This is a genomic window from Galbibacter sp. L-19, from assembly GCF_056857615.1.
In genome coordinates this window covers 1-22,687 of record NZ_JBSXNL010000055.1, presented here as the reverse complement: position 1 = coordinate 22,687, position 22,687 = coordinate 1, and the positions used below count along the sequence as shown (strand labels likewise).

17 protein-coding genes, 1 pseudogene and 1 riboswitch are annotated in these 22,687 nt (G+C 34.4%); of the genes and pseudogenes, 7 read left to right on the top strand and 11 right to left on the bottom strand.

Going from position 1 to position 22,687, the window contains the following annotated elements:
* Positions 1-29: 29 nt before the first annotated feature.
* Positions 30-461, bottom strand: a complete 432-nt coding sequence (locus AC13CQ_RS09450) for an SRPBCC family protein (protein ID WP_008612511.1) — start codon at positions 459-461, stop codon at positions 30-32.
* Positions 462-1,083: 622 nt separating this feature from the next.
* Here AC13CQ_RS09450 and folE point away from each other — a divergent pair.
* From folE to AC13CQ_RS09420, 6 genes and pseudogenes are all read left to right on the top strand, one after another.
* Positions 1,084-1,764, top strand: a complete 681-nt coding sequence (folE, locus tag AC13CQ_RS09445; protein ID WP_008612510.1) for a GTP cyclohydrolase I FolE — start codon at positions 1,084-1,086, stop codon at positions 1,762-1,764.
* Between the two features lie 147 nt (positions 1,765-1,911).
* Positions 1,912-2,276 (top strand): annotated as a pseudogene (locus AC13CQ_RS09440) (four helix bundle protein).
* A gap of 42 nt (positions 2,277-2,318) precedes the next feature.
* Positions 2,319-3,803, top strand: coding sequence for a cysteine--tRNA ligase (gene cysS, locus AC13CQ_RS09435; RefSeq protein WP_456865580.1), 1,485 nt, complete (start codon positions 2,319-2,321; stop codon positions 3,801-3,803).
* A 70-nt stretch (positions 3,804-3,873) separates the two neighbouring features.
* Positions 3,874-4,098, top strand: a complete 225-nt coding sequence (gene yidD, locus AC13CQ_RS09430; protein WP_083833455.1) for a membrane protein insertion efficiency factor YidD — start codon at positions 3,874-3,876, stop codon at positions 4,096-4,098.
* 96 nt (positions 4,099-4,194) lie between these two features.
* A complete protein-coding gene (lgt, locus tag AC13CQ_RS09425; protein WP_335588960.1) occupies positions 4,195-5,025 on the top strand; it encodes a prolipoprotein diacylglyceryl transferase in 831 nt (276 codons plus the stop codon).
* The gene (locus AC13CQ_RS09420) at positions 5,022-5,516 is read left to right on the top strand and encodes a DUF192 domain-containing protein (RefSeq protein WP_337901171.1); all 495 of its coding nucleotides are present in this window, start codon (positions 5,022-5,024) and stop codon (positions 5,514-5,516) included. The genes lgt and AC13CQ_RS09420 overlap by 4 nt, the downstream gene beginning before the upstream one ends.
* A gap of 106 nt (positions 5,517-5,622) precedes the next feature.
* Here the strand turns inward: AC13CQ_RS09420 and metE are convergent, their stop codons facing one another.
* From metE to asnB, 6 genes are all read right to left on the bottom strand, one after another.
* On the bottom strand, positions 5,623-7,938 hold the full coding sequence (gene metE / locus AC13CQ_RS09415) for a 5-methyltetrahydropteroyltriglutamate--homocysteine S-methyltransferase (RefSeq protein ID WP_456865575.1): 2,316 nt from the start codon (positions 7,936-7,938) through the stop codon (positions 5,623-5,625).
* Between the two features lie 140 nt (positions 7,939-8,078).
* Positions 8,079-8,267, bottom strand: a riboswitch (cobalamin riboswitch).
* Positions 8,268-8,529: 262 nt separating this feature from the next.
* Positions 8,530-11,508: a protein translocase subunit SecDF gene (gene secDF, locus AC13CQ_RS09410; protein ID WP_337901173.1), complete on the bottom strand. Its 2,979-nt coding sequence runs from the start codon at positions 11,506-11,508 to the stop codon at positions 8,530-8,532.
* 152 nt (positions 11,509-11,660) lie between these two features.
* Positions 11,661-12,587: a malate dehydrogenase gene (gene mdh, locus AC13CQ_RS09405; RefSeq protein ID WP_008612501.1), complete on the bottom strand. Its 927-nt coding sequence runs from the start codon at positions 12,585-12,587 to the stop codon at positions 11,661-11,663.
* Positions 12,588-12,687: 100 nt separating this feature from the next.
* The gene (locus AC13CQ_RS09400; protein ID WP_337901176.1) at positions 12,688-13,710 is read right to left on the bottom strand and encodes a DUF6588 family protein; all 1,023 of its coding nucleotides are present in this window, start codon (positions 13,708-13,710) and stop codon (positions 12,688-12,690) included.
* Between the two features lie 213 nt (positions 13,711-13,923).
* Complete coding sequence (gene gyrB / locus AC13CQ_RS09395) at positions 13,924-15,864, bottom strand: DNA topoisomerase (ATP-hydrolyzing) subunit B (protein ID WP_008612499.1); 1,941 nt, start codon at positions 15,862-15,864, stop codon at positions 13,924-13,926.
* 367 nt (positions 15,865-16,231) lie between these two features.
* Positions 16,232-17,902 (bottom strand): asparagine synthase B, encoded by a 1,671-nt coding sequence (gene asnB, locus AC13CQ_RS09390; RefSeq protein WP_456865569.1) that lies wholly within the window; start codon positions 17,900-17,902, stop codon positions 16,232-16,234.
* A 253-nt stretch (positions 17,903-18,155) separates the two neighbouring features.
* Here asnB and AC13CQ_RS09385 point away from each other — a divergent pair, with 253 nt between their 5' ends.
* Complete coding sequence (locus AC13CQ_RS09385; RefSeq protein ID WP_456865566.1) at positions 18,156-18,701, top strand: DUF2911 domain-containing protein; 546 nt, start codon at positions 18,156-18,158, stop codon at positions 18,699-18,701.
* 277 nt (positions 18,702-18,978) lie between these two features.
* On the opposite strand, the gene AC13CQ_RS09380 is transcribed toward AC13CQ_RS09385, so the two are convergent.
* From AC13CQ_RS09380 to AC13CQ_RS09365, 4 genes are all read right to left on the bottom strand, one after another.
* Complete coding sequence (locus AC13CQ_RS09380) at positions 18,979-19,587, bottom strand: hypothetical protein (RefSeq protein WP_456865564.1); 609 nt, start codon at positions 19,585-19,587, stop codon at positions 18,979-18,981.
* Between the two features lie 34 nt (positions 19,588-19,621).
* Entirely contained in the window at positions 19,622-21,241 is a 1,620-nt protein-coding gene (locus AC13CQ_RS09375) for an amidohydrolase (protein ID WP_008612495.1), read from the bottom strand.
* A gap of 233 nt (positions 21,242-21,474) precedes the next feature.
* Positions 21,475-22,311: an IS3 family transposase gene (locus tag AC13CQ_RS09370; RefSeq protein ID WP_482882871.1), complete on the bottom strand. Its 837-nt coding sequence runs from the start codon at positions 22,309-22,311 to the stop codon at positions 21,475-21,477.
* 8 nt (positions 22,312-22,319) lie between these two features.
* Positions 22,320-22,687: transposase (locus AC13CQ_RS09365; RefSeq protein WP_482882870.1), on the bottom strand; the 368-nt coding region annotated here is incomplete at its 5' end.

Here is a 22,687-nt window from a genome sequence, read left to right as displayed (position 1 = left end):
ATAAAGATACTTATTCCATTGCAAACGAATTACCTATTATCTTTTAAAAATTCTGGGAAACATTTTTGTACTATTTCCCCCCATCCTGCTTTAAAATTATCATAAGCCAAATCGGAGCCTGCATCCGAAAAATTTTCAATTCCACTATGACTTAATCTTATATAGGTAACATTTTCTTTAGCTGTTAATTTCCACGTTACTATAGAAATCCCTTTTGAATATTCTGGATAACTCCAAGAATGGCGAATTCTCTTACCCGGCACTACATCTATTACTTTACAAACATGCTTAAAATTTGTACCATTTGGTTCGTAAAAATAAAACTCATTTCCTCGTTCTAGTTTAAAGTTATGCACCTCAAAATACCATTGTTTCATTTTTTCAGGCATTGTTATCGCTTCCCATACCTTCTCTATTTTTGCATTTACAGCTATTTCTTCAATAATTGTTTGATCCTTCATTTAAAATCTTAATATTTAAAAATTAAAAGCATCAGTTTAGGTAAATTATCGTTTTATAATAAACTACCTCAGAGCAAGCTTCCGAGGCGTTAAAAGAAAATCCTAAAAAATATTTCGACGCAAGCCTTTCTGCAAACTCAAGGCAAGCTTTAGAGCACTTAAATCTCGATTATCAAGTAAAATGTCTTTTACATATTTGAAAGGTTTCAAATAAAAATACAACTAACAAAAAAGGAGCTAATCTCTTTATTAGTTATATTAGGTAGGTTGATAAAAAATAAAATGAATTCAACTTACCACAATATTAACGTTAATAGGCTATAAATATGTATCTTTGCTGTCAATTTTTTTTATTGCCAACTTTTACGCTTTTATAGTTATACGATTAAGCTCTTTATATAGTTGGTTAGTAATAAAACATATTAAAAAATGGTATAAAAGCATCCTTGTCTAATTTGTTAGACACACAGCAAAATGATTATTTGGATGTTATATAACCAATCAACTACCTCGAGGCAAGCCTACGAGGTATTCAAAGGAAAAATATTTTAATCCATTTCGACGTAGAACGTCGGGGAATAAAACCCTCAATGAGGGTTTAAAAAGCAATAAAAATAAACATATGAAAATAGATAAAGCTTTAGAAGATCATTTTGAAGAATTGGGTAACGACCATGTATCATCTGCAGCGGAAACTCCTATGAGAAAAGATGCTTTTGACATATCTGATGATGAAAAAATAGAACAAATAGAATCTCAAGTCTATAATATTATGGAGACTTTAGGTTTGGATTTAACAGACGATAGTTTACGAGGAACTCCTAGGAGAGTTGCTAAAATGTTTGTAAAAGAAATCTTTGCTGGATTACACCCAGATAGAAAACCAAAAGCTTCTACATTCTCCAATAAATACAAATATGGGGAAATGCTTGTGGAAAAAAACATTACTGTATACTCTACATGTGAGCACCATTTATTACCAATTGTTGGTAGAGCACACATTGCTTATATCTCTAACGGAAGTGTTGTTGGACTTTCAAAAATGAATAGAATTGTTGATTATTACGCAAAACGTCCGCAAGTACAAGAACGTATGACTATGCAAGTTGTTCAAGAACTTCAAAGAGCGCTTGGCACTAAAGATGTTGCCTGTGTGATTGATGCAAAACACCTATGTGTAAACTCTCGAGGAATTAGAGATATTGAAAGCAGCACGGTAACTGCAGAATTTGGTGGAAAGTTTAAAGATCCAGCTGTTAGAAGAGAGTTTTTAGATTACATTAAATTAGATACGGAGTTTTAAGATAAGGTGTTTAGCTGATAAAACGGTAAAGTGTTAAAATGTACTTTGAATCAAATTAACTCATTTCGACGCAGAGCCCTTAGATAGACTAAAAAGCAGATGTTGAAGAATTAAACCTATAAGGGAATAATTTATAAAAAAGTCGCTATGCATCAATATGCTTTCGAAAAATTAAAGGTTTGGGTTGAATCCAAAGAATTGATTAAAGAAATCTACTTATTGGCCAAAAGTTTCCCAAGTTTTGAAAGTTTTAATTTCACATCTCAACTTCAACGTAGCTCTTTATCTATTACCTCAAATATTGCTGAAGGTTCTAGCAAACATACGCACAAAAACCGAACTCGATTATGGTAATAGCATATAGATCCACAACCGAAACCTTAAATTTGATTATTATTGCTAAAGAACTAAACTATGTTTCCGAAGAAGATTATGACCGTATTAGAAAAGTTATTGAAAAGATAACCAATAAAATAAATTCATTAAGAAACTATTATCTTAGTAAAAAATAAACAAACGTCAATTAAATAACTACTTAACGACTAAACAATAAAATGCAACTATATCAAACTAACGAATTAAAAATTTACAATTCGATTACTGGAGAGAAAGAAGTTTTTAAACCAATTACGGAAGGTTATGTAGGAATGTATGTTTGCGGCCCGACTGTTTACAGCAATGTTCATTTAGGTAATGTTAGGACTTTTATGTCTTTTGATTTAGTTTTTAGATACCTTAAACACTTAGGATACAAAGTTCGTTATGTAAGAAATATCACCGATGCAGGGCATTTAGAAAACGATGCCGATGTAGGGGAAGATAGGATTGCAAAAAAAGCACGTTTAGAACAGATTGAACCTATGGAAGTAGTGCAACGCTATACTGTTGACTTCCACAATACCCTCAATAAATTCAATAATTTACCTCCTAGTATTGAGCCAACAGCTACAGGACATATTATTGAACAAATAGAGGTAATTAATGAAATTATAGATAATGGCTTTGCATATGTTGTAAATGGCTCTGTTTATTTTGACGTTTTAAAGTTTAACCAAACTAATGAATACGGAAAACTGAGCAAACGTAAAGTAGAAGACCTTATACATAACACCCGCGAAACCGCTGGGCAATCTGAAAAGAAAAACCCGCAGGATTTTGCGCTTTGGAAAAAAGCAGAACCGCAACACATAATGCGTTGGCCTTCTCCTTGGAGTGATGGTTTCCCTGGATGGCATTTAGAATGTACTACTATGAGTACCAAATACCTAGGAGATCATTTTGATATCCACGGAGGGGGAATGGATCTAAAATTCCCACACCACGAATGTGAAATAGCACAAGCGGAAGCCTCCACAGGTATTAGTCCCGTAAACTATTGGATGCACGCCAATCTTCTTACTTTAAATGGAAAGAAAATGGCTAAATCTACTGGTAATAATATCTTACCAAATGAAATTTTTACAGGCAACAACGACATTTTAGACAAGGCTTTTACCCCATCTGTTACTCGTTTTTTTATGCTTCAAGCCAATTATCGTAGTATTTTAGATTTTAGTAATGAAGCTCTTATAGCATCCGAAAAAGGGTTTAACCGCCTTATGGATGCCTTCCACACAATTAACAATTTAAAAACAGGAAGTTCTTCTAGTTTTGATAGCAAACTATGGAAACAAAGTTGCTATGATGCTATGAATGACGATTTTAATAGTCCGATTCTAATAGCAAATCTTTTTGAAGCTGTAAAGCAAATCAACCTTATAAAAGAAGAGAAAGCTACTATTACACAAGAAGATTTAGCAATTATAAAGGAAACCATGCAAGCTTTTATTTTTGAAGTTCTTGGCTTGCAAGACGAAAGAAGCGCCCAATATAATTCTTCTGATAAATTAACTGGAACTGTAGAGCTATTAATTCAGCTTCGTGCAGAAGCAAGAGCTAATAAAGACTTTGCTACTTCAGATAAAATTAGAGATCAATTAGCAGCTTTAGGAGTTGAACTAAAAGATGGTAAAGACGGTACTACGTTTAGTTTAAACTAAGCTTTAGGTTTTGGTCAAAAATTACATTACAACCAAAACCTTCATTTTATAAACTATTAAGCTTAAAATTATTTTAAAGAAAATTCTTATAGCGCCTTTTATTTTTTTAGTTCGCTTTTATCAGGCGGCTATATCGCCTTTTACCCCTGCTACTTGTCGCTATTCTCCTACTTGCTCTCAATACACCTTGGAAGCACTTAAAAAGCATGGACTTTTTAAAGGCGGTTGGCTCTCTATTAAAAGAATATTAAGTTGCGGCCCATGGGGAGGTTCTGGCTATGATCCTGTTCCTTAATTCAATTTATTTGTTTAGATAGTTTTAACTTTATATAAGAAAAAACACTTCTTCATAAACCATCAATTAGTTATATTTACCTCAAAATAAACGAGAATGCACTTTTTAAGTATCACTTGGGATCCTAACGGGGTTCTCTTAGACCTTGGTTTTTTCCAATTACGTTATTACAGTTTAATGTTTGTTATTGCTTTTTCATTAGGTTGGTTTTTAATGAAGAAAGTATATAAAAATGAAAATCAGTCTGAAGAAGCGCTAGATTCTCTGTTTATTTACATGGTGCTCTCTGTGCTTATTGGTGCTCGATTAGGGCATTTTATTTTCTACGAACCAAGCATGTTTTTAGAAGACCCTCTTAGCATTATCCTCCCTTTTAAATTTAGCCCCTCATTTGAATTTACAGGTTTTAGAGGCCTTGCTAGTCATGGTGCAGCTATTGGAGTTATTATAGCTATGTACTTGTACAGCAAAAAAGTTATTAAAAAACCAATGCTATGGATTCTAGATAGAATTACAATTCCCGTAGCCATAGGTGGAGTTTTTGTTAGACTTGGAAACTTTTTTAATTCTGAAATTGTAGGAAAACCAACAGGCTCAGATTACGGAGTAATTTTTAAGCAATTAGGAGAAACCTTCCCTAGACATCCAGCACAACTCTATGAGGCTTTTGGTTATGTATTTGTATTTATTGCTTTATTATATACGTATTGGAAAACTGACAAAAAAGACAACCTTGGTTATATGTTCGGTCTTTGGCTAGTACTTACTTGGACAGTGCGTTTTATTGCAGAATTCTATAAAAAATCTCAAGGCGGATTTGAATCGGCTCTTGGCGTATTCTCTACTGGACAGTGGTTAAGTATTCCTTTTGTTCTTTTTGGATTATACCTTATGTTTTTCTACAAATCATCAAAAAAGGTATCATGATAAACGTTTTAGTTCGTATTATTCTAGCTTTTGTTGTGCTTTGTTTATCGTTAGTAAGTTGCAACACTAATTCCTCACAAAAAGAGGTAAAAACAGAAGAAGTTTCTTTTACTAAAGAAGGGGAATTATCCATTTCTCGTAAAGATTCTATTATAGTTTCCAAAATAGATATTGAAATTGCCGATAATGAATACGAACGTCAAACTGGACTAATGTATCGTTCTTCAATGGAAAAAAAACAAGGAATGCTTTTTATTTTTAAAGATGAGCAACCTCGTTATTTTTATATGAAAAATACTGAAATCCCTTTGGACATCATTTACATCAGCAATAAAATGAAGATTGTTAGCATGGTTAAAAATGCACACCCAATGAATGAGTCTTCCCTTCCTTCTAATGCTCCTGCACAATATGTTTTAGAATTAAACGGAGGAATGGCAGATACATGGAGTCTTAAAGTAGGCGACAGTATAAATTATTCTGAAATGTAAACCAGTCTTGCCTGTCGGAAATGGTTTTACATTCCGACAAGCATAAAAAAGACCAGTTAAATATAAATAACCTCGAAGCAAATACTCGAAGTCTGGAAAGCAAAAACTAAACTTCTACCTGATACTTTTCTCTAAGTGCTTTTGCAGCACCTACCATTTCCACTAAAGCATCATTTGTTTCCTGCCAACCACGCGTTTTAAGTCCGCAATCTGGATTAACCCATAAGTTTCTTACAGGAATTAAAGCTGCCGCTTTCTTAATTAGATCTTCCATTTCCTCTTTGTTTGGAACTCTTGGCGAATGGATATCATACACCCCTGGACCTATCTCATTTGGATATTTAAAATCTACAAAAGCATCGAGCAACTCCATTTGAGAACGAGACGTTTCTATGGTAATAACATCCGCATCCATCGCTGCAATGCTCTCTATAATATCATTAAATTCAGAATAACACATATGTGTATGGATTTGCGTTTCATCTTCAACACCAGACGCACTTATCCTAAAAGCTTTTATAGCCCAATCTAAATAGGCTTGCCAAGCACCTCTTCTTAAAGGCAGTCCTTCTCGAATAGCAGGCTCATCAATTTGAATAATTTTTATTCCAGCTTTTTCTAAATCCTGAACTTCCTTCCGGATAGCCAATGCAATCTGGTTTGTTGTCTTTTCTCTCGACTGATCGTTCCTTACAAATGACCATTGTAAAATGGTGACTGGCCCCGTTAGCATCCCTTTTACAGGTAAATCTGTTTGCTCTTGAGCGTAAGCTGTCCAAGCCACCGTCATCGGGTTTACTCTATCTACATCTCCATAAATAATTGGAGGTTTTACAGCTCTAGAACCATAACTCTGTACCCATCCAAATTTAGTGAATGCAAAACCTTCAAGCTGCTCCCCAAAATATTCTACCATATCATTTCTTTCAAACTCCCCATGAACAAGCACATCTAATCCAATCTCTTCTTGCCATTTTATAGCGTTTTCAATTTCAGCTTTAATTCCTTTTTCATACGCCTCCTCAGAAAGAACATTCCTTTTTAATTGAGAACGCAACAACCTTACATCTTTTGTTTGCGGAAAAGAACCAATAGTCGTAGTTGGAAATAATGGAAGCCTTAAACTGTTTTGCTGCAATACTTGCCTTGCTTCAAATTTACTTGTACGCTTACTTAAATCTTCCGTTATATTATGTACAGCTTTTTGAACAGCTGCATTATGAATAAGTTTTGACTCCTGCTTAGAAAGCATTGCTTTTTTATTAGCTTCAAAAGCAATTTTTGCCTCATCAGAAGGAGTGTTAGCTCCTAAATCTGCTAACACAACAACTTCCTTAATTTTCTGTTTTGCAAATGCCATCCAATTTTTAACCTCCAAAGAAAGTGTAGTTTCGTCTGTTTCATTCTCCAAATCAAAAGGCGAATGCAATAGCGAACAAGATGGAGCAAGCATCAACCTATCTTCCCCTATTGCCAATACTGCTTTCTTAATTAAAGAGAGGGAATTCTCAAAATTATTCTTCCAAATATTCCTTCCATCAACAACTCCTAAAGACAATTTTAAAGAATCTGGAATGTTTTTTAACACAGAATCTAATTGATTTTCTCCTCTTACCAAATCCAAGTGCAATACATTTACAGGAAGCTTAACCACCCACTCCATATTATCCTCTAGTGCGCCAAAATAAGTTGCTAAAACAATTTTTAATTCAGGAAAACGAGCTGCTATGGTTTTATAAACAGATTGATATACTTCTTTTTCCGCCTCCGTAAGATCCATCACTAAAAAAGGTTCATCAAACTGAACCCATTCAGCACCGTTTTCAGTCAGTTTAGACAAGATTTCAAGATAAACAGGCAACAATTTATCTATTAATTGCAAACGATTAAAGCCTTTATCTTTTTCTTTTCCTAACAATAAATAAGAAACAGGCCCAACAAACACAGGCTTTGCATTAATTCCTAACGATTTTGCTTCTAAAAACTCATCTAAAAACTTAGTAGATGTTAATGAAAACTTTTGGTCTTGGTAAAATTCTGGAACTATATAATGGTAATTTGTATCAAACCATTTTGTCATTTCCATAGCCGTAATATCAAATCCATTATGCTGGTAGCCACGCGCCATGGCAAAATAAAGATCTAGTGGATTTTCTTCTTCTAAAAAGACATCAGAATAACGTTTTGGAATGGCTCCAACAGTTTGCGTCATATCCAAGACTTGGTCGTAAAACGAAAAATCGTTAACAGGAATTAAGTCAATCCCTGTTTGTTTTTGCAACTTCCAATTCTCTTCTCGGATTCGCTTTCCTTCTTGTAATAAGGCAGAAATATCAATCTTTCCAGACCAATATTGTTCACAAGCTTTTTTAAGCTCTCTTTTGGCACCTATACGCGGGTAGCCCAAATTTTGTGTGATCATTTTTTTGTTTTTAATCTGTTAAACACTTCGGATTTTCACAAAGCGCTTTCCGACTAAAAACAACAATCAATAGCAAATTTCACCCATTAAAATGCGTGTTAAACTATCAATTCTTGATTATTGCTTTAGGTCGCGAAAGCATCATCATTTTAATTTCGGCAGGTCTCCTGGCTTGTAACATTTTTACCTCCTTCCCATTTTGAACTTTTCAAAACAGTGGATTAATTGATAAAAACTTTTTCGTTACTTACAGTTGCGCGACAGCTTGTGATTTTCACACAATTCCCTATTATTCTACCTTAAGCAGAACCGCAATTAGATTGATCAATATGTAAAGAACCAATTAAAGCACAAAGCTACGTAATATATTTCTAGAAAACACAAACTTTAAAAACACCACTAGCTATAAATGTTATAAAAATAATTAGGGTAATTGGCCACCAAAAAAAGGTGTCCACCGCGCTTTCCGCTGCTAGTATTTGGCAAACCACAAACTAAAGTTTGCCAAAAGCTATCCACTACAATCGCTATTACAAAAAAAAGACTGCCTTTTCAGACAGTCTTTTAAAATATTATATAGAATTTTTTGTTCTATTGAACTTCTTTCTTCTTATTTCCTTTATCCTTTAATGTATCAAACATAACAGGAGTTGCAATAAACAATGAAGAATATGTACCTACCGCAATACCAACAATCATTGCAAACATAAATCCTCTTAAAGATTCACCTCCAAAAATAAAGATTGCTAATAATACCACTAAAGTAGTTAACGAAGTATTTAATGTTCTACTCAACGTACTATTCAAGGCTTCGTTAGCATTATCTCCGCCTCTCCATCCTTTCTCTCTAACCACTTCTCTAATACGGTCAAATACAATAACGGTATCATTTAACGAATATCCAATTACAGTAAGGATTGCCGCAATAAATGCTTGATCTACCTCCATATTAAATGGCATAATACTAGATGTAATTGAGAAAATTCCTAATACTATCAATACATCATGGAATACTGCAGCTACAGCTCCTAATGAGAATTGCCATCTACGGAAACGCAATAAGATGTATAAGAACACTACTGCTAACGATCCGATAATTGCCCAAATAGCATTTTTCTTAATATCATCTGCAATTGTAGGTCCTACTTTTAAAGATTGTAAGATTCCGATTTTATCAGTTCCACTTCCTTTAGAAAAGTCTTCATAAGTTATTCCTTCTGGAAGATGCTTTTTAACGGCTTCATAAAGACTATTTTGGATTTCTTGATCTACAGCAGTTCCTTCTTCATCAACCTTATATTTAGTGGTGATTTTAACCTGATTAGCATCTCCAAAAGTTTTTACCTCTGTATTTCCAAATACATCATTTAAATCTGCCGCAATCTCAGATGGATTCACTGGGTTTACAAAACGTACTTGGTACGAACGTCCTCCAACAAAATCTACCCCACCTTCTAAACCTTTAGTAAATAAAGATGTTAAACTAATTAAGATTAAAATACCTGAGATAATATAAGCCATCTTACGTTTCGATAAGAAATCGAAATTAGGATTTTTAGGCAATGCACTTGTAACTGCTGTAGTAAATGTTAACGGATTTTTACCTCCTCTTACATTCCACTCAATTAATAATCTAGTTACAAAAATTGCTGTAAATAATGACGTAGCAATACCTATTATTAAAGTGGTAGCAAAACCTTGAATTGGTCCTGTTCCGAATAACAATAAAATAATTGCTGTTAAACCTGTTGTAATGTTTGCATCAAGAATTGAAGAAAGTGCATTGCTAAATCCATCTGCAATTGCTTGCATTTGTCCTTTTCCAGCTCTTAATTCTTCCTTAATACGCTCAAATATAATTACGTTAGCATCCACCGACATACCAATTGTTAAAACGATACCGGCAATACCTGGTAATGTAAGTACCGCACCTAAACCAGCCAATACTCCAAATATTAATACAATATTAAATACTAGTGCAATATCTGCAAATATCCCTGCTCTACCGTAATAAACAAGCATCCATACTAAAACCAATACCATTGCAACCATAAAAGAGAACATTCCACTATCTATAGCTTCTTGCCCTAATGATGGTCCAACAACTTCCGATTGGATAATATCTGCAGATGCTGGTAATTTACCAGCTCTAAGTACATTTGCTAAATCGTCTGCTTCTTCTAAGGTAAAGTTTCCAGAAATTTCAGAATTACCACCAGAGATAGCTCCTTTAGAAACTCCAGGTGCAGAATAAACAATATTATCTAAAACAATAGCAATATTACCTTGCTCTCTAAATGCTTTTCCTGTAAGTTCTTCCCATATTTTTGCTCCTCTAGAATTCATTTGCATAGAAACTGCAGGTCTTCCAGCCATATCATATGCTTGAGCTGCATCTGTAATTACATCTCCACTCATATCTGGAATGTTCTCACGATTAGCTTTTAACGCATACAACTCAACTACCTGAGTATCTTTTGGTGGAATTCCCCATGCAAATTTTACATACTGAAGATTATTAGGAAGCTGCTGTCTTACTTGAGGCATCTTTAAATACTCATTGAATTTAGCAGTATCTTTAGTTGCAACCATTGCAATTACTGGAGAACCCTGTGCTCCACCACTAGCAATTAAATCGAAAAGCGGATTTACTTGGTTAGCAACATCTAAAGAATCTTCAGCAGCATCAGATAAAAGAGAATCTATTTCAGAAGTAGTTTCTTCTTTTACTTCCTCTTTTGTTTCTGTTTTTACAATATCTTTTAAAGTATTATTTGCAGCAATTAAAAATGGAGCTACTTGGTCTGCTTTATAAGTTTCCCAAAACTCTAATTGTGCTGTACTCTGTAATAAGTTTTGTACACGAGCTACATCTTTGGCTCCTGGTAATTCTACCAAAATACGTCCAGAAGTTCCTAAACGCTGAATATTTGGTTGTGTAACCCCAAATTTATCGATACGCTTACGTAATACTTCGAATGCTGAAACGATAGACTCATCAATTTTTCTACGGATAATAGGTTTTACCTCATCATCTGTCATTTGAAAATTGATTTCTTCGCTCAAGGATTTATTAGCAAAAATATCTGGAGAAGCTAATTTTGTAGCTCCAGTACTAGCCTTCTCAAATTCTTGGAAAAAGATATCAACATAATCGTCTTGACTGCTTTTAGAAGCCTCATCTGCTTGCGCTAGCGCTTTATTAAAAACAGGATCTTTGGTATTGTTTGCCAATCCTTTTAAAATATCTTTTACAGATATTTGAAGAATAACATTGATACCTCCTTTAAGGTCAAGTCCTTTGTTTAATTCTTTTTCTTTTACCTCTGCGTAGGTAAATTGAGCAAATCCAAGGTTAAAAACCTCTTCATTATTAAGAGAGTCTAAATACCTAGATTCTTCGGCTTCTCGCTTCGCTACGTAGTTCTCTTCTGCATCTGAAATTTTGTTTAAAGCATAAGTTTCTGCTTCAGCATCCACTTTATTCGCAACGAATGTAAATGAAAGTTGATAGATACTTACAATTCCAAACAAAATAGCAAACAGCCTAATAAGTCCTTTATTCTGCATTCTAAATTTATTTAATGGTCAATTTTTAAAACGGACAAATATAGCGTTTACGTTATGAACTGACAATTATTTTTTTGAAGTTTTAAACACAAAAAATCCCACAAAATATAATTTTGCGGGATTTTTAATATTCTTATGTAGAGAATTGCTTTTTACAACTCTAAAAGTCCGTTTGTTTTTCTAACTCCTTCAGCACTTTCTTGCAGCTTAGCTTTCTCAGCATCAGACAGTTCGATCTCTACAATCTTTTCAATTCCATCTTTACCAAGAATTACAGGCGCTCCGATACAAATATCTGAAAGTCCGTATTCTCCATCTAATAAAGTTGAGCATGGAAACATTTTTTTCTGGTCGCAAGCAATAGCCTGCACTAATCCAGATACAGCAGCTCCTGGCGCATACCAAGCACTAGTTCCTAATAATTTAGTTAAGGTAGCTCCTCCTACTTTAGTATCTTCTTTTACTTGCTCTAAACGATCTTCTGACAAAAATTCTGTTACAGGAACACTGTTTCTAGTTGCCAAACGTGTTAATGGAAGCATTCCAGTATCGCTATGTCCACCAATTACCATTCCGTCAACATCAGAAATAGGCGCTTCTAAAGCTTCTGCCAAGCGGTATTTAAAACGAGCACTATCTAGAGCTCCTCCCATTCCAATAATTCTATTTTTAGGAAGTCCAGTTGTTTTATGTACTAAATATGTCATTGTATCCATTGGATTACTAACCACAATAATAGTTACATTTGGAGAGTGCTTTATTAAATTACTAGAAACATCTTTTACAATTCCAGCATTTATTCCAATAAGTTCCTCACGAGTCATCCCTGGTTTACGAGGAATTCCACTTGTAATTACTGCAATATCAGAATCTGCTGTTTTAGAATAATCTCCTGTAGTTCCTGTAATTTTAGTATCAAAACCATTTAAAGAAGCTGTCTGCATTAAATCCATTGCTTTCCCTTCAGCAAAACCTTCTTTAATATCCAATATTACTACTTCAGATGCAAAATCTTTAATAGCGATGTACTCTGCGCAGCTAGCACCTACTGCTCCTGCTCCTACAACTGTAACTTTCATATATATGTTATTTTATTTAAATGAATATTTATAAAACACAAAGCTACTAATTTTAACACAATCAGTAGCTTTGAAAATTATTAAATATGTTATAAAAATACTATCGGATGCCAAAATTCAACCCTAGAGAAAAACTATCGTATTCTGCGAAGGTATAATCGGCATTTATACGAAAAAATCCTAACTTTAATCTAGTACCTAAGGTTGCTCTTACCCCAGAAACGCTACTAGAAACCGAATATGGATCTACAATTGCTTCTGAAGAAATCCCCAAGGCATCATTAGTTACAATATAAGTTCCCAAAACATCGGATTCCGATTTCCCACTTAAATACCCTAAACCTCCATAAAAGTTAATAACTGGCAATCGAGTAGAACCTATAAGTTGAAACAACCAAGTATTGGTACTATTTTCCAAGCGTTGGTTTTCACCATCAATCCCTGAAGTATCTGTAAAGTCGTATTTCCCATCTAAATGAGTATAAGCCACCATCCCCGAAATAGCAACTGGTAGCAATTTATCTGCTGGCAACCAATGGGTAAAATCGTGTTGCAACCCAAAACCATACATTCCAATTTCCGTATCATCGGCATTTATTTTAGGTACAAATCTAGCTTTAAACTCAGTCCCAAAAGAAAGTCCTATACTTCCTTGCAAAAAAGCAGTAGGCAGAAAACTAATGTTCTCTGCCGCCAATCCGTTTGGTAATTCTAATGCTACTGTTTGATTTCCAAAAATAGGATCTTCATACGTAACTTCAACTAAAACAGAAGGATCATTTTCTCCTAAAACCGTGCCCACATTTTGACTCTGTTCACCATTTACAAAGGAAACATTGTCATAGTCGGCAGTATTCATTAAAAAAGATTTCTTACTATCGCTAATAATTCCAGCATTTGCCATTACAGAAATCTCAAACCCTAATAAAGGCTTTACTTTGGCCGTATTATACCAGCCATTGTTAATTCCATACATCAACGCATCGGTTCCGGGAGCAAGGTAATCGTTAGTAAATTGTTGCGCATCGTTTACTCCAGCGGCTAAAAGCGCATCAAAACTATCTTGCGCTCTTAAAAAAGAGGTAGAAAGTAAAACGATAAAAAGTAAAAATATTTTTTTCATTTAAGTTGATTATATGATTTTAAACTGGCTGCAAAATAAAAAAACTCATGGTTTCCCATGAGTTTTTCAACATAAAATATGTTATATTAATTAACTACCTCAAGGCAAACCTACGAGGTATTGTAAAGAAAAATAATTTAATCTATTTCAACGTAGAGCCGCTTCGGTAACCTCAGGACAGGCTCTCGGAAAATAAAACCCTCAGGAAGGGATTTAAGCATCAATATTTGCATATACTGCGTTTTTCTCGATAAACTCTCTACGAGGCGGCACCTCATCTCCCATTAACATAGAGAAAATTCTATCGGCCTCGCTACCACTATCTATGGTTACTTGACGTAGCGTTCTAAAATCTGGATTCATAGTAGTATCCCACAATTGTTCTGCATTCATCTCTCCAAGACCTTTGTAACGTTGTACGTTTACACTTCCTCCAAATTCTTCAGCTAATCTATCTCGCTCTTTATCATTCCAAGCATATTCTTTCTTGTTACCTTTCTTAATTAAATACAAAGGCGGAGTAGCAATATAGATATAACCATTTTCTACCAACTCACGCATATATCTAAAAAAGAAAGTAAGAATTAGTGTAGCAATGTGAGAACCATCGACGTCGGCATCACACATAATTACCACTTTATGATAACGTAATTTGGAAAGATTTAAAGCTTTACTATCTTCTTCTGTTCCAATAGTTACTCCTAATGCAGTAAAAATATTTCTAATCTCTTCATTTTCAAAAACCTTGTGTTGCATTGCTTTCTCTACGTTCAAGATTTTACCACGCAGTGGAAGGATTGCTTGGAAATTACGATCACGTCCTTGCTTAGCCGTTCCACCTGCCGAATCTCCCTCTACAAGAAATACTTCACATTTTTCTGGGTCTTGCTCAGAACAATCGGATAGTTTCCCTGGAAGTCCACCTCCGCTCATTACTGTTTTACGCTGCACCATCTCACGAGCCTTACGAGCTGCATGTCTAGCCTGCGCTGCTAAAATTACTTTTTGAACTATGGTTTTAGCATCGTCTGGATTTTCCTCCAAGTAATTTTCTAGCATTTCAGAAACAGCTTGAGATACTGCAGAAGTAACCTCTCTATTCCCTAATTTTGTTTTAGTTTGTCCTTCAAACTGTGGTTCTGCCACTTTTACAGAAACAATTGCTGTTAATCCTTCACGGAAATCATCCCCAGCAATTTCAAACTTTAATTTATCTAATAATCCAGAAGCATCTGCATATTTTTTAAGCGTTGTTGTTAAACCACGTCTAAAACCAGATAAATGCGTCCCTCCTTCATGTGTATTAATATTATTTACATAAGAGTGTAAATTTTCAGTAAAAGAAGTATTATAGACCATTGCCACCTCAACAGGGATATCATTTTTCTCCCCTTCCATAGAAATAACGTCCTTAATTAAAGACTCACGATTTCCATCTAAGAATTTTATAAATTCTTTAAGTCCTTCTTCTGAATGAAATTTCTCAAAAACAAACTCTCCTTTTTCATCTTTATGACGCTTATCTGTAAGTGTAATGGTAATTCCTTTATTCAAGAAAGCCAATTCACGCATACGACTCGCCAACGTATCATAACTATATTCTAGCGTTTGCTGAAAAATAGTTGGGTCTGGCTTAAAAGTAACCAGCGTACCTCTTAGATCTGTTTCTCCAACAGATTTTACAGGATATAAAGATTTACCACGCTCATATTCTTGCTCCCAAATAGTACCATTACGATACACTGTTGCTTTTAAGCTTTCTGAAAGTGCATTTACACATGAAACCCCAACTCCGTGAAGTCCCCCAGAAACTTTATAAGAATCTTTATCAAATTTACCTCCGGCACCAATTTTAGTCATTACAACCTCTAATGCAGAAACCCCTTCTTTTTTATGAAGGTCTACAGGAATACCACGACCATTATCCTCAACAGTAACCGAATTATCTTCGTTTATTACAACACGAATTGTATCACAATGACCAGCTAAAGCCTCATCAATAGAGTTATCTACCACCTCATAAACCAAGTGATGCAACCCACGTACACCTACATCTCCAATATACATGGATGGACGCATACGCACGTGCTCCATTCCTTCCAGCGCCTGAATACTATCCGCCGAATAATCATGCTTTTTAACTTCTTCGCTCATAAATTTATCCTTTCTAAATTAATTGAAAACTCTAAAAAACAAACAAAGAAGCTTGTTTCAAATGAGTCTTTATGATTATCTATTTTTGAACCAATTAAACATAAAAAAATGCACTGAGTGCATCCTTTTGAATACTTACAAATATACGAAAATATCGCCTTATTTTAAAGCTTTTGAAGTCAAACCACCTAAAATTATCAACAATTGTTGATTACTTTAAAACGCTCTTAAATAGCCTTAAAACAGCCTTAAAATTAATTCTAAACAATTTTAACATTTGTAAAAATCAGCAAAAGCTACAAAATCCCGCAAATGCGAGATTTTGTAGCTTTTATAAATCAAAATAACTAGATTTTCTGCTTAAAAATTACTTTTGATAAGCATCTGTATGTACTTTTGCAACTGCCCTACCAGAAGGATCGTTCATGTTTTTAAACGCCTCATCCCATTCTAAAGCTATTTGTGTACTACATGCTACCGAAGCTTCTTGTGGCACGCAAAGCGCTGCTGCATCCGATGGGAAGTGTTCTGCAAAAATAGAACGGTAATAAAATTCTTCTTTAGAAGTTGGCGTTTGTATTGGGAAACGGAATTTAGCATTTGCCAATTGCTCATCGCTTACTTCTGCGTTTACCATTTCTTTTAAAGTATCAATCCAACTATACCCTACTCCGTCAGAAAATTGCTCTTTTTGTCTCCATGCAACACTTTCTGGTAAATAATCTTCAAAAGCCTTACGAACCACCCATTTCTCCATACGCTCCCCGTTAATCATTTTATCCTGAGGGTTGATACTCATGGCTACATCCATAAATTCTTTATCCAAAAATGGAACACGCCCTTCAATTCCCCATGCTGCTAACGACTTGTTTGCTCTTAAACAATCGTACATATGAAGTTTACTTAATTTTCGAACTGTTTCTTCATGGAATTCTTTTGCATTTGGCGCTTTGTGGAAATATAAATACCCTCCAAACAACTCATCGGCTCCCTCTCCAGATAAAACCATTTTTATCCCCATAGATTTAATTACTCTAGCCATTAAGTACATAGGCGTGGAAGCTCTAATGGTGGTAATATCATAAGTTTCTAAGTTATAGATTACATCTTTTATAGCATCTAATCCTTCTTGAATTGTAAATTTAATTTCGTGGTGTACAGTTCCAATATGATCGGCTACCTTTTGTGCTGCTGCTAAATCTGGCGATCCTTCTAGTCCTACTGAAAAAGAGTGTAAACGTGGCCACCATGCTTCTGAAGTATCATCAGATTCAATTCTTTTTTCTGCATATTTTTTAGCTATTGCTGAAGTTACTGAAGAGTCTAAACCTCCTGAAAGCAATACTCCATAAGGCACATCCGACATTAACTGACGATGTACAGCAGCTTCTAAAGCATCTTTTACTTTCTGAATACTGGTTTCGTTATCTTTTACAGCATCATATTCTGTCCAGTCTCTAACATACCATTTTTTAAACTCACCATCCGAACTGTGCATATAGTGTCCTGGAGGAAATAACTGAATTTTACTACACACTCCTTCTAAAGCTTTTAATTCTGATGCTACATAAAAGGTTCCGTTAATATCCCATCCAATGTAAAGCGGAATAATTCCCATATGATCTCGCGCTACAAAATACTCATCCTTTTCAGCATCATAAATAGCAAAACCAAAAATCCCGTTCATTTCATCTATAAAGTCAACTCCTTTTTCTTTATATAATGCTAAGATAACTTCACAGTCGGATTCCGTTTTAAAGCTATACTTTCCTTCAAATTGCTTACGGAGCTCTCTGTGGTTATAGATTTCTCCGTTGGCAGCTAGAACTAATTTGCCATCCTCACTTAATAAAGGTTGTTTCCCAGAAGCTGGATCAACAATAGCTAAACGCTCATGTGTTAAAATAGCCTTATCATCACTATAAATACCACTCCAATCTGGACCTCTATGTCGCACTCTTTTAGACATCTCTAACAACTGAGGCCTTAAATCTTCTGCCTTTTCTTTTAAATCAAATGCACAAACAATTCCACACATAACTATATATTTAATTTTTTATTTCTGATTATTTATAAGGCAAATATGCAATCTTAGTTTTATATTAAAAACAAAAAGTGTATTATAGCTTACATATATAAACTAAAAATAGAAATAATATAATAGAAATAAACTCTTATCAAAAAAATAACTGCTTTTTTTTAAAGATTTGTAAGTTCTAAAGTTTTATTACTACTACAACTAAAGAAGTTTATAAATAACTTTGTAGCTAATAACAATTAAATAATCCATAATGAAAAGAACCATTGTTGCTATGATTTTCATAGCTTTATTATCATTCACAACACAAGTAGAGGCTCAAAAATTTAGCGGTCTAGATAAGAGTCCTGCTGATATAGCCTACTTTAGACCAGAGAAAAATGCTGCTCCATTAATTAAAGTTATTTACGGAAGACCTCAATTAAAAGGTCGTGTTGTAGGTATTGATCTTGCTGCTTATGGAGATGTTTGGAGAACTGGAGCAAACGAAGCTACAGAAATTAAGTTTTTTAACGATGTTACTTTAGGTGGAAAACCTATCAAAGCTGGAACTTACAGTTTGTTCTCTATTCCTGGAAAGGATCAATGGACAATTATTTTAAGTACAGACACCGATGTTTGGGGAGCTTATTCTTATAATGAAGCTAATGATGTTGCTCGTATTAATGTTCCAGCATCAAGTGAAAAAGAATCTCTTGAAGCATTCTCTATCATGTTTGCTCCAATGGAAAACGGTGCAAAAATGATTATGGGATGGGATAAAGTTCGGGTAGAAGTACCTATTACTGTTCAGAAATAAACCCACTTCATATATAAATGCTAATATTTCTAGCATACTAATGAAAAGTTTTTTGCTACGAATTCACAAATACATTTATTATTCCTGCCTTGTCCTACTGGCATGCCATTGAAAGGAAAATGGAATTATATATTTGTGAATTCGTGGCGAAAACTTAACAATCCTTCAACGGACTCAGAACGACAATCCAACAACTAAAAGAAATTGTATTTTAGGTTTCGTTATTTTTAAGATAATCTCCTTTATTATTTTAACTCCCTCATCTCTAAATTGAGCGTTATTTGCACTTACAATTTTTCTTAATCTTTTTTATATCCTTTCTTATTGCTTTTGACAATATATTATAAGCAGAAGGCGCAAAAACAAAATCTCCATCATCGTCATCTTCATCTTTTGATACAGAAACAGCTCCTCTAGTATTTATATAATGTATTTGTGTTTGAGTTTTTAAATCGTAAAAAGCAATAGAAACCTCAGCAATATTTTCATCATCAACATAGGGTTCATCTCGTTGGTACCCCATCCCTCCAAATTCGTTTTTCACAATTTTCCCTTCTAGCGTTATTAGATAAGACGCATCTGTTCCTTTACTTATTTCCCTTAATTCAGTTTTGGAAGGCTCAAAAGAAATTTTAGACATTATAAGCTTGTGTTGCCGCTCTTGATGCAGATTAACAATAGAATCTTTAATACATTCTTTTAAAAATTCCATTAATTTATTTTCTAATCTAACCCCATCACAATTCACGCAAGTAGCGTCATTCAAAACCCATCTTCCCTCCGTAAAATCAAGAGCCCCATTTGCCCCAGTGCTAGTTATATATCTAGCATGATGACAGGATAAAAAAGAAGCAATAACAACTAAAACAATTAGTTTTCTACACATGCACACATTCTATAAGTGCAGTAAATATACTATTTTATTTTACTTGCTTCCCACCAACATAAGTAGCCTCCACTTTTAAGTTTGGAATTTCACTCTCTGGCACCCTCATTATATCTTTATCCAATACTATAAAATCTGCCCACTTTCCAGCTTCAATACTTCCCTTTTCATTTTCCTCAAAATTAGAATAGGCTGCCCAAATAGTCATTCCCCTTAAAGTTTCTTCTCTACTTAAAGCATCTTTTGTTTGAAAACCATTTTCTGGATAACCTTTAATATCTTTTCTAGCTACCGCTGCATAAAAAGTTAAAAAAGGACTTACATGCTCTACAGGAAAATCTGTACCCAAGGCTATAACTCCAGCCTTTTCCAATAAGGTTTTATAAGCATAAGCACCTTTAATACGTTGCGCCCCTACTCTATCTTCTGCCCAATACATATCGCTAGTTGCATGTGTTGGCTGAACAGAAGGAATAATATTATTGGAGAAATAATCAAAATCGTTAACAGCTACAATTTGAGCATGTTCAACCTTCCAACGTTTATCTTTTTTACCTTGTAACGCTTTTTCATAAGCACGAAGCACCACCACATTTGCAGAATCTCCAATAGCATGTGTATTTAATTGATAATCGGTTTCTGCCAACCTTTCTGCCAAACTATAAATCTGATCTACAGGCGTTACCATCGCTCCAAAATGATTATGTTTATCGGAATATGGCGCTTTTAAAGCTGCACCGCGCGATCCTAAAGCTCCATCTGCATACGCTTTTACCGAACGTACATCTAATTTATCTGTTTTTAAAACCCCACGATCAAGGAAGTAATCTAAGTTTTCTGGAGTATTACTAACCATTGCATAAATGCGCATATCTAGTACTCCTGCTTTTTGCAAACTATCTATCAATAAAATAGTTTCTTTACTTAAACCAGCATCATTTACAGTTGTGAGTCCGTAATCAAAGCAAATTTTCTGAGCATCTTCTAAAGCTTTTGTTGCAACTTCAGGTGTTGTTTCAGGAAAAACCGCATCTATTAATCCCATTGGATTATCAACTAGAACTCCTGTAAGCTCTCCATCTTGAAGAACTATTTCTCCCCCGTCAACTTTTGTTTCTGGAGTAATTCCTGCCAAATCCAAGGCTTTTTGATTCACTAAATAAGCATGTCCATCAATTCTAGATAAAACCACAGGCGTGTTAGGATACAAAGAATCTAAAGCTTCTTTTGTAGGAAACTCCTTTTCCTCCCAATCATTCTGATCCCAACCTCTACCTACTATAAAATCGGTATTTCTTTTTTTCTGAAAATCGACCACCCGCTGAATAACCTCTTCATAACTTTGGGTTCCTACTAAATCTACATTTTGCTCTTGAAGTCCTAATCCATAAAAATGGCAATGTGCATCTATAAATCCTGGATAAACAGGTTTTCCTTTTAAGTCTATTATTTTTTCTGAAGTATATTTTTTTGTTATCTCATCGGATGTTCCTACCGCAACAAACTTTTCGTCTTTTACTGCAAAAGCTTCTACATTCGACATTAAACTATCTACCGTATATACATTTGCATTGATAACTACTAAAGCTACTTTTTCCTTTTGACCGCACGAAACAAGCATTAAAATAATTCCTACAAAGAAGATATTTCTCATATTTAGATTGATTAAGTTTATTGAATTTCAAATATACACCGATTTCATAAACATAGTATTTAAAGTTTGAAGTCGGAAGACAGAAGTCAGGAATCAAGAGTCAGGAATCAAGAATCAAGAGTCAAGAAAAATCTATATTCTTTTCTCTATATTCTATATTCTTCTCTTTTAACTCATTAACTTTTTTACTTCCTACTTTTTTACTGAACTTCCCTGAATAGAGTTGACCGTTTTTAAATATTAATTTCATTGTTAAAAATAGTAATTGTTTTTTGATGAAAAGTACTTTTCATCAAAAACTGTTTTTCAAACGCTATTGGACTTATTTTTCCAATATTATCATGCGGTCTTATGGTATTATAGTGATTGACTGCTTTTTTTATCATTCGCTTTAAGCTCTCAAAACTTTTAGGCTTCCAGTATTCAATATAATCGTTCTTTATGGTTCTGTTTATTCGCTCTGCATAGGCATTTTCCTGAGCTGTTTTAGCCATACTTATTTTACATCCTTTACTTTCTAAAAGATTTATATATTCTTTGTATGTGTATTGACTACCTCTGTCAGAGTGGTGTATTACAGGAACTTTATTACTTTTTAAAGCCATTTGAAGTGCTTTAATATTTGCCTGAGCTCTCATGTGGTCTGAGACTTGATACCCCACTATTTTTTTGGTATAAACATCGATGATGAAAACTGCATAATAAAAGGCTTCTCCAACACGGATATAGGTAATATCGGATTGCCAAATTACAGAAGGAGCCTTTACTTGCATTCCTTTGATTAGGTTAGGGTAATACACAGATGCTGAATAGGTTGTTCTTCTATAGTTTTTCTTACGTTTTAAACGATACCCCAATTCCATAAAAGTTTCTACAAAGCGGTCTCTTCCTATAAAATCAGGTCTTAGGGTATGATACATTTTCTCAACCCCACAACCGGGATGGTCTTCTCTTAACTGGTCTGCTTCCATAAGCAAATCAGCTATCTTTTGATTAAAAGAAGCTTGGCGTTTAGCGTATTGATAAACGGCTTGTTTACTAATGCCAATGCTTTTGTACAACTGGTTCATAGAGAATGCTATTTTCTTTTGGTTGTTTCGGAACCACTCGATGGTGGGGTGTTGGAGTTTTTTTTGATATCGATATTTAATTCGTCCTTGGCAATATCAATCATCTTTTCAAGGTAATCAATCTGTATTTGTTTTTGACCAACGGTACGTTCAAGTTCTTTGATCTTTTGCTCTAATACTTTTAATTTTTGTGTGCTGCTATCTTTCATCTCTACAATACGTTGACCTTGCTCATTTGAAGGGGAATATTTATAAATCCAACGATAGATTGAACGATTACTGATCTTATGCAATCGCTCCAATTGGGACACGCTAAATTTACCACTTTCAAAATCTGCAACAATAGATTTTTTATACGCTTCAGAAAACTTACGGG

Bases quoted from the DNA above. Each gene is read 5' to 3' on its own strand.
- gyrB (WP_008612499.1), bottom strand. From the start codon at position 15,864: ATGAGCGAAGAAGTTAAAAAGCATGATTATTCGGCGGATAGTATTCAG.
- AC13CQ_RS09420 (WP_337901171.1), top strand. From the start codon at position 5,022: ATGATAAACGTTTTAGTTCGTATTATTCTAGCTTTTGTTGTGCTTTGT.
- AC13CQ_RS09370 (WP_482882871.1), bottom strand. From the start codon at position 22,311: ATGAACCAGTTGTACAAAAGCATTGGCATTAGTAAACAAGCCGTTTAT.
- AC13CQ_RS09375 (WP_008612495.1), bottom strand. From the start codon at position 21,241: ATGAGAAATATCTTCTTTGTAGGAATTATTTTAATGCTTGTTTCGTGC.
- secDF (WP_337901173.1), bottom strand. From the start codon at position 11,508: ATGCAGAATAAAGGACTTATTAGGCTGTTTGCTATTTTGTTTGGAATT.
- AC13CQ_RS09380 (WP_456865564.1), bottom strand. From the start codon at position 19,587: ATGTGTAGAAAACTAATTGTTTTAGTTGTTATTGCTTCTTTTTTATCC.
- AC13CQ_RS09450 (WP_008612511.1), bottom strand. From the start codon at position 461: ATGAAGGATCAAACAATTATTGAAGAAATAGCTGTAAATGCAAAAATA.
- asnB (WP_456865569.1), bottom strand. From the start codon at position 17,902: ATGTGTGGAATTGTTTGTGCATTTGATTTAAAAGAAAAGGCAGAAGAT.
- lgt (WP_335588960.1), top strand. From the start codon at position 4,195: ATGCACTTTTTAAGTATCACTTGGGATCCTAACGGGGTTCTCTTAGAC.
- metE (WP_456865575.1), bottom strand. From the start codon at position 7,938: ATGATCACACAAAATTTGGGCTACCCGCGTATAGGTGCCAAAAGAGAG.
- mdh (WP_008612501.1), bottom strand. From the start codon at position 12,587: ATGAAAGTTACAGTTGTAGGAGCAGGAGCAGTAGGTGCTAGCTGCGCA.
- AC13CQ_RS09385 (WP_456865566.1), top strand. From the start codon at position 18,156: ATGAAAAGAACCATTGTTGCTATGATTTTCATAGCTTTATTATCATTC.
- cysS (WP_456865580.1), top strand. From the start codon at position 2,319: ATGCAACTATATCAAACTAACGAATTAAAAATTTACAATTCGATTACT.
- AC13CQ_RS09400 (WP_337901176.1), bottom strand. From the start codon at position 13,710: ATGAAAAAAATATTTTTACTTTTTATCGTTTTACTTTCTACCTCTTTT.
- folE (WP_008612510.1), top strand. From the start codon at position 1,084: ATGAAAATAGATAAAGCTTTAGAAGATCATTTTGAAGAATTGGGTAAC.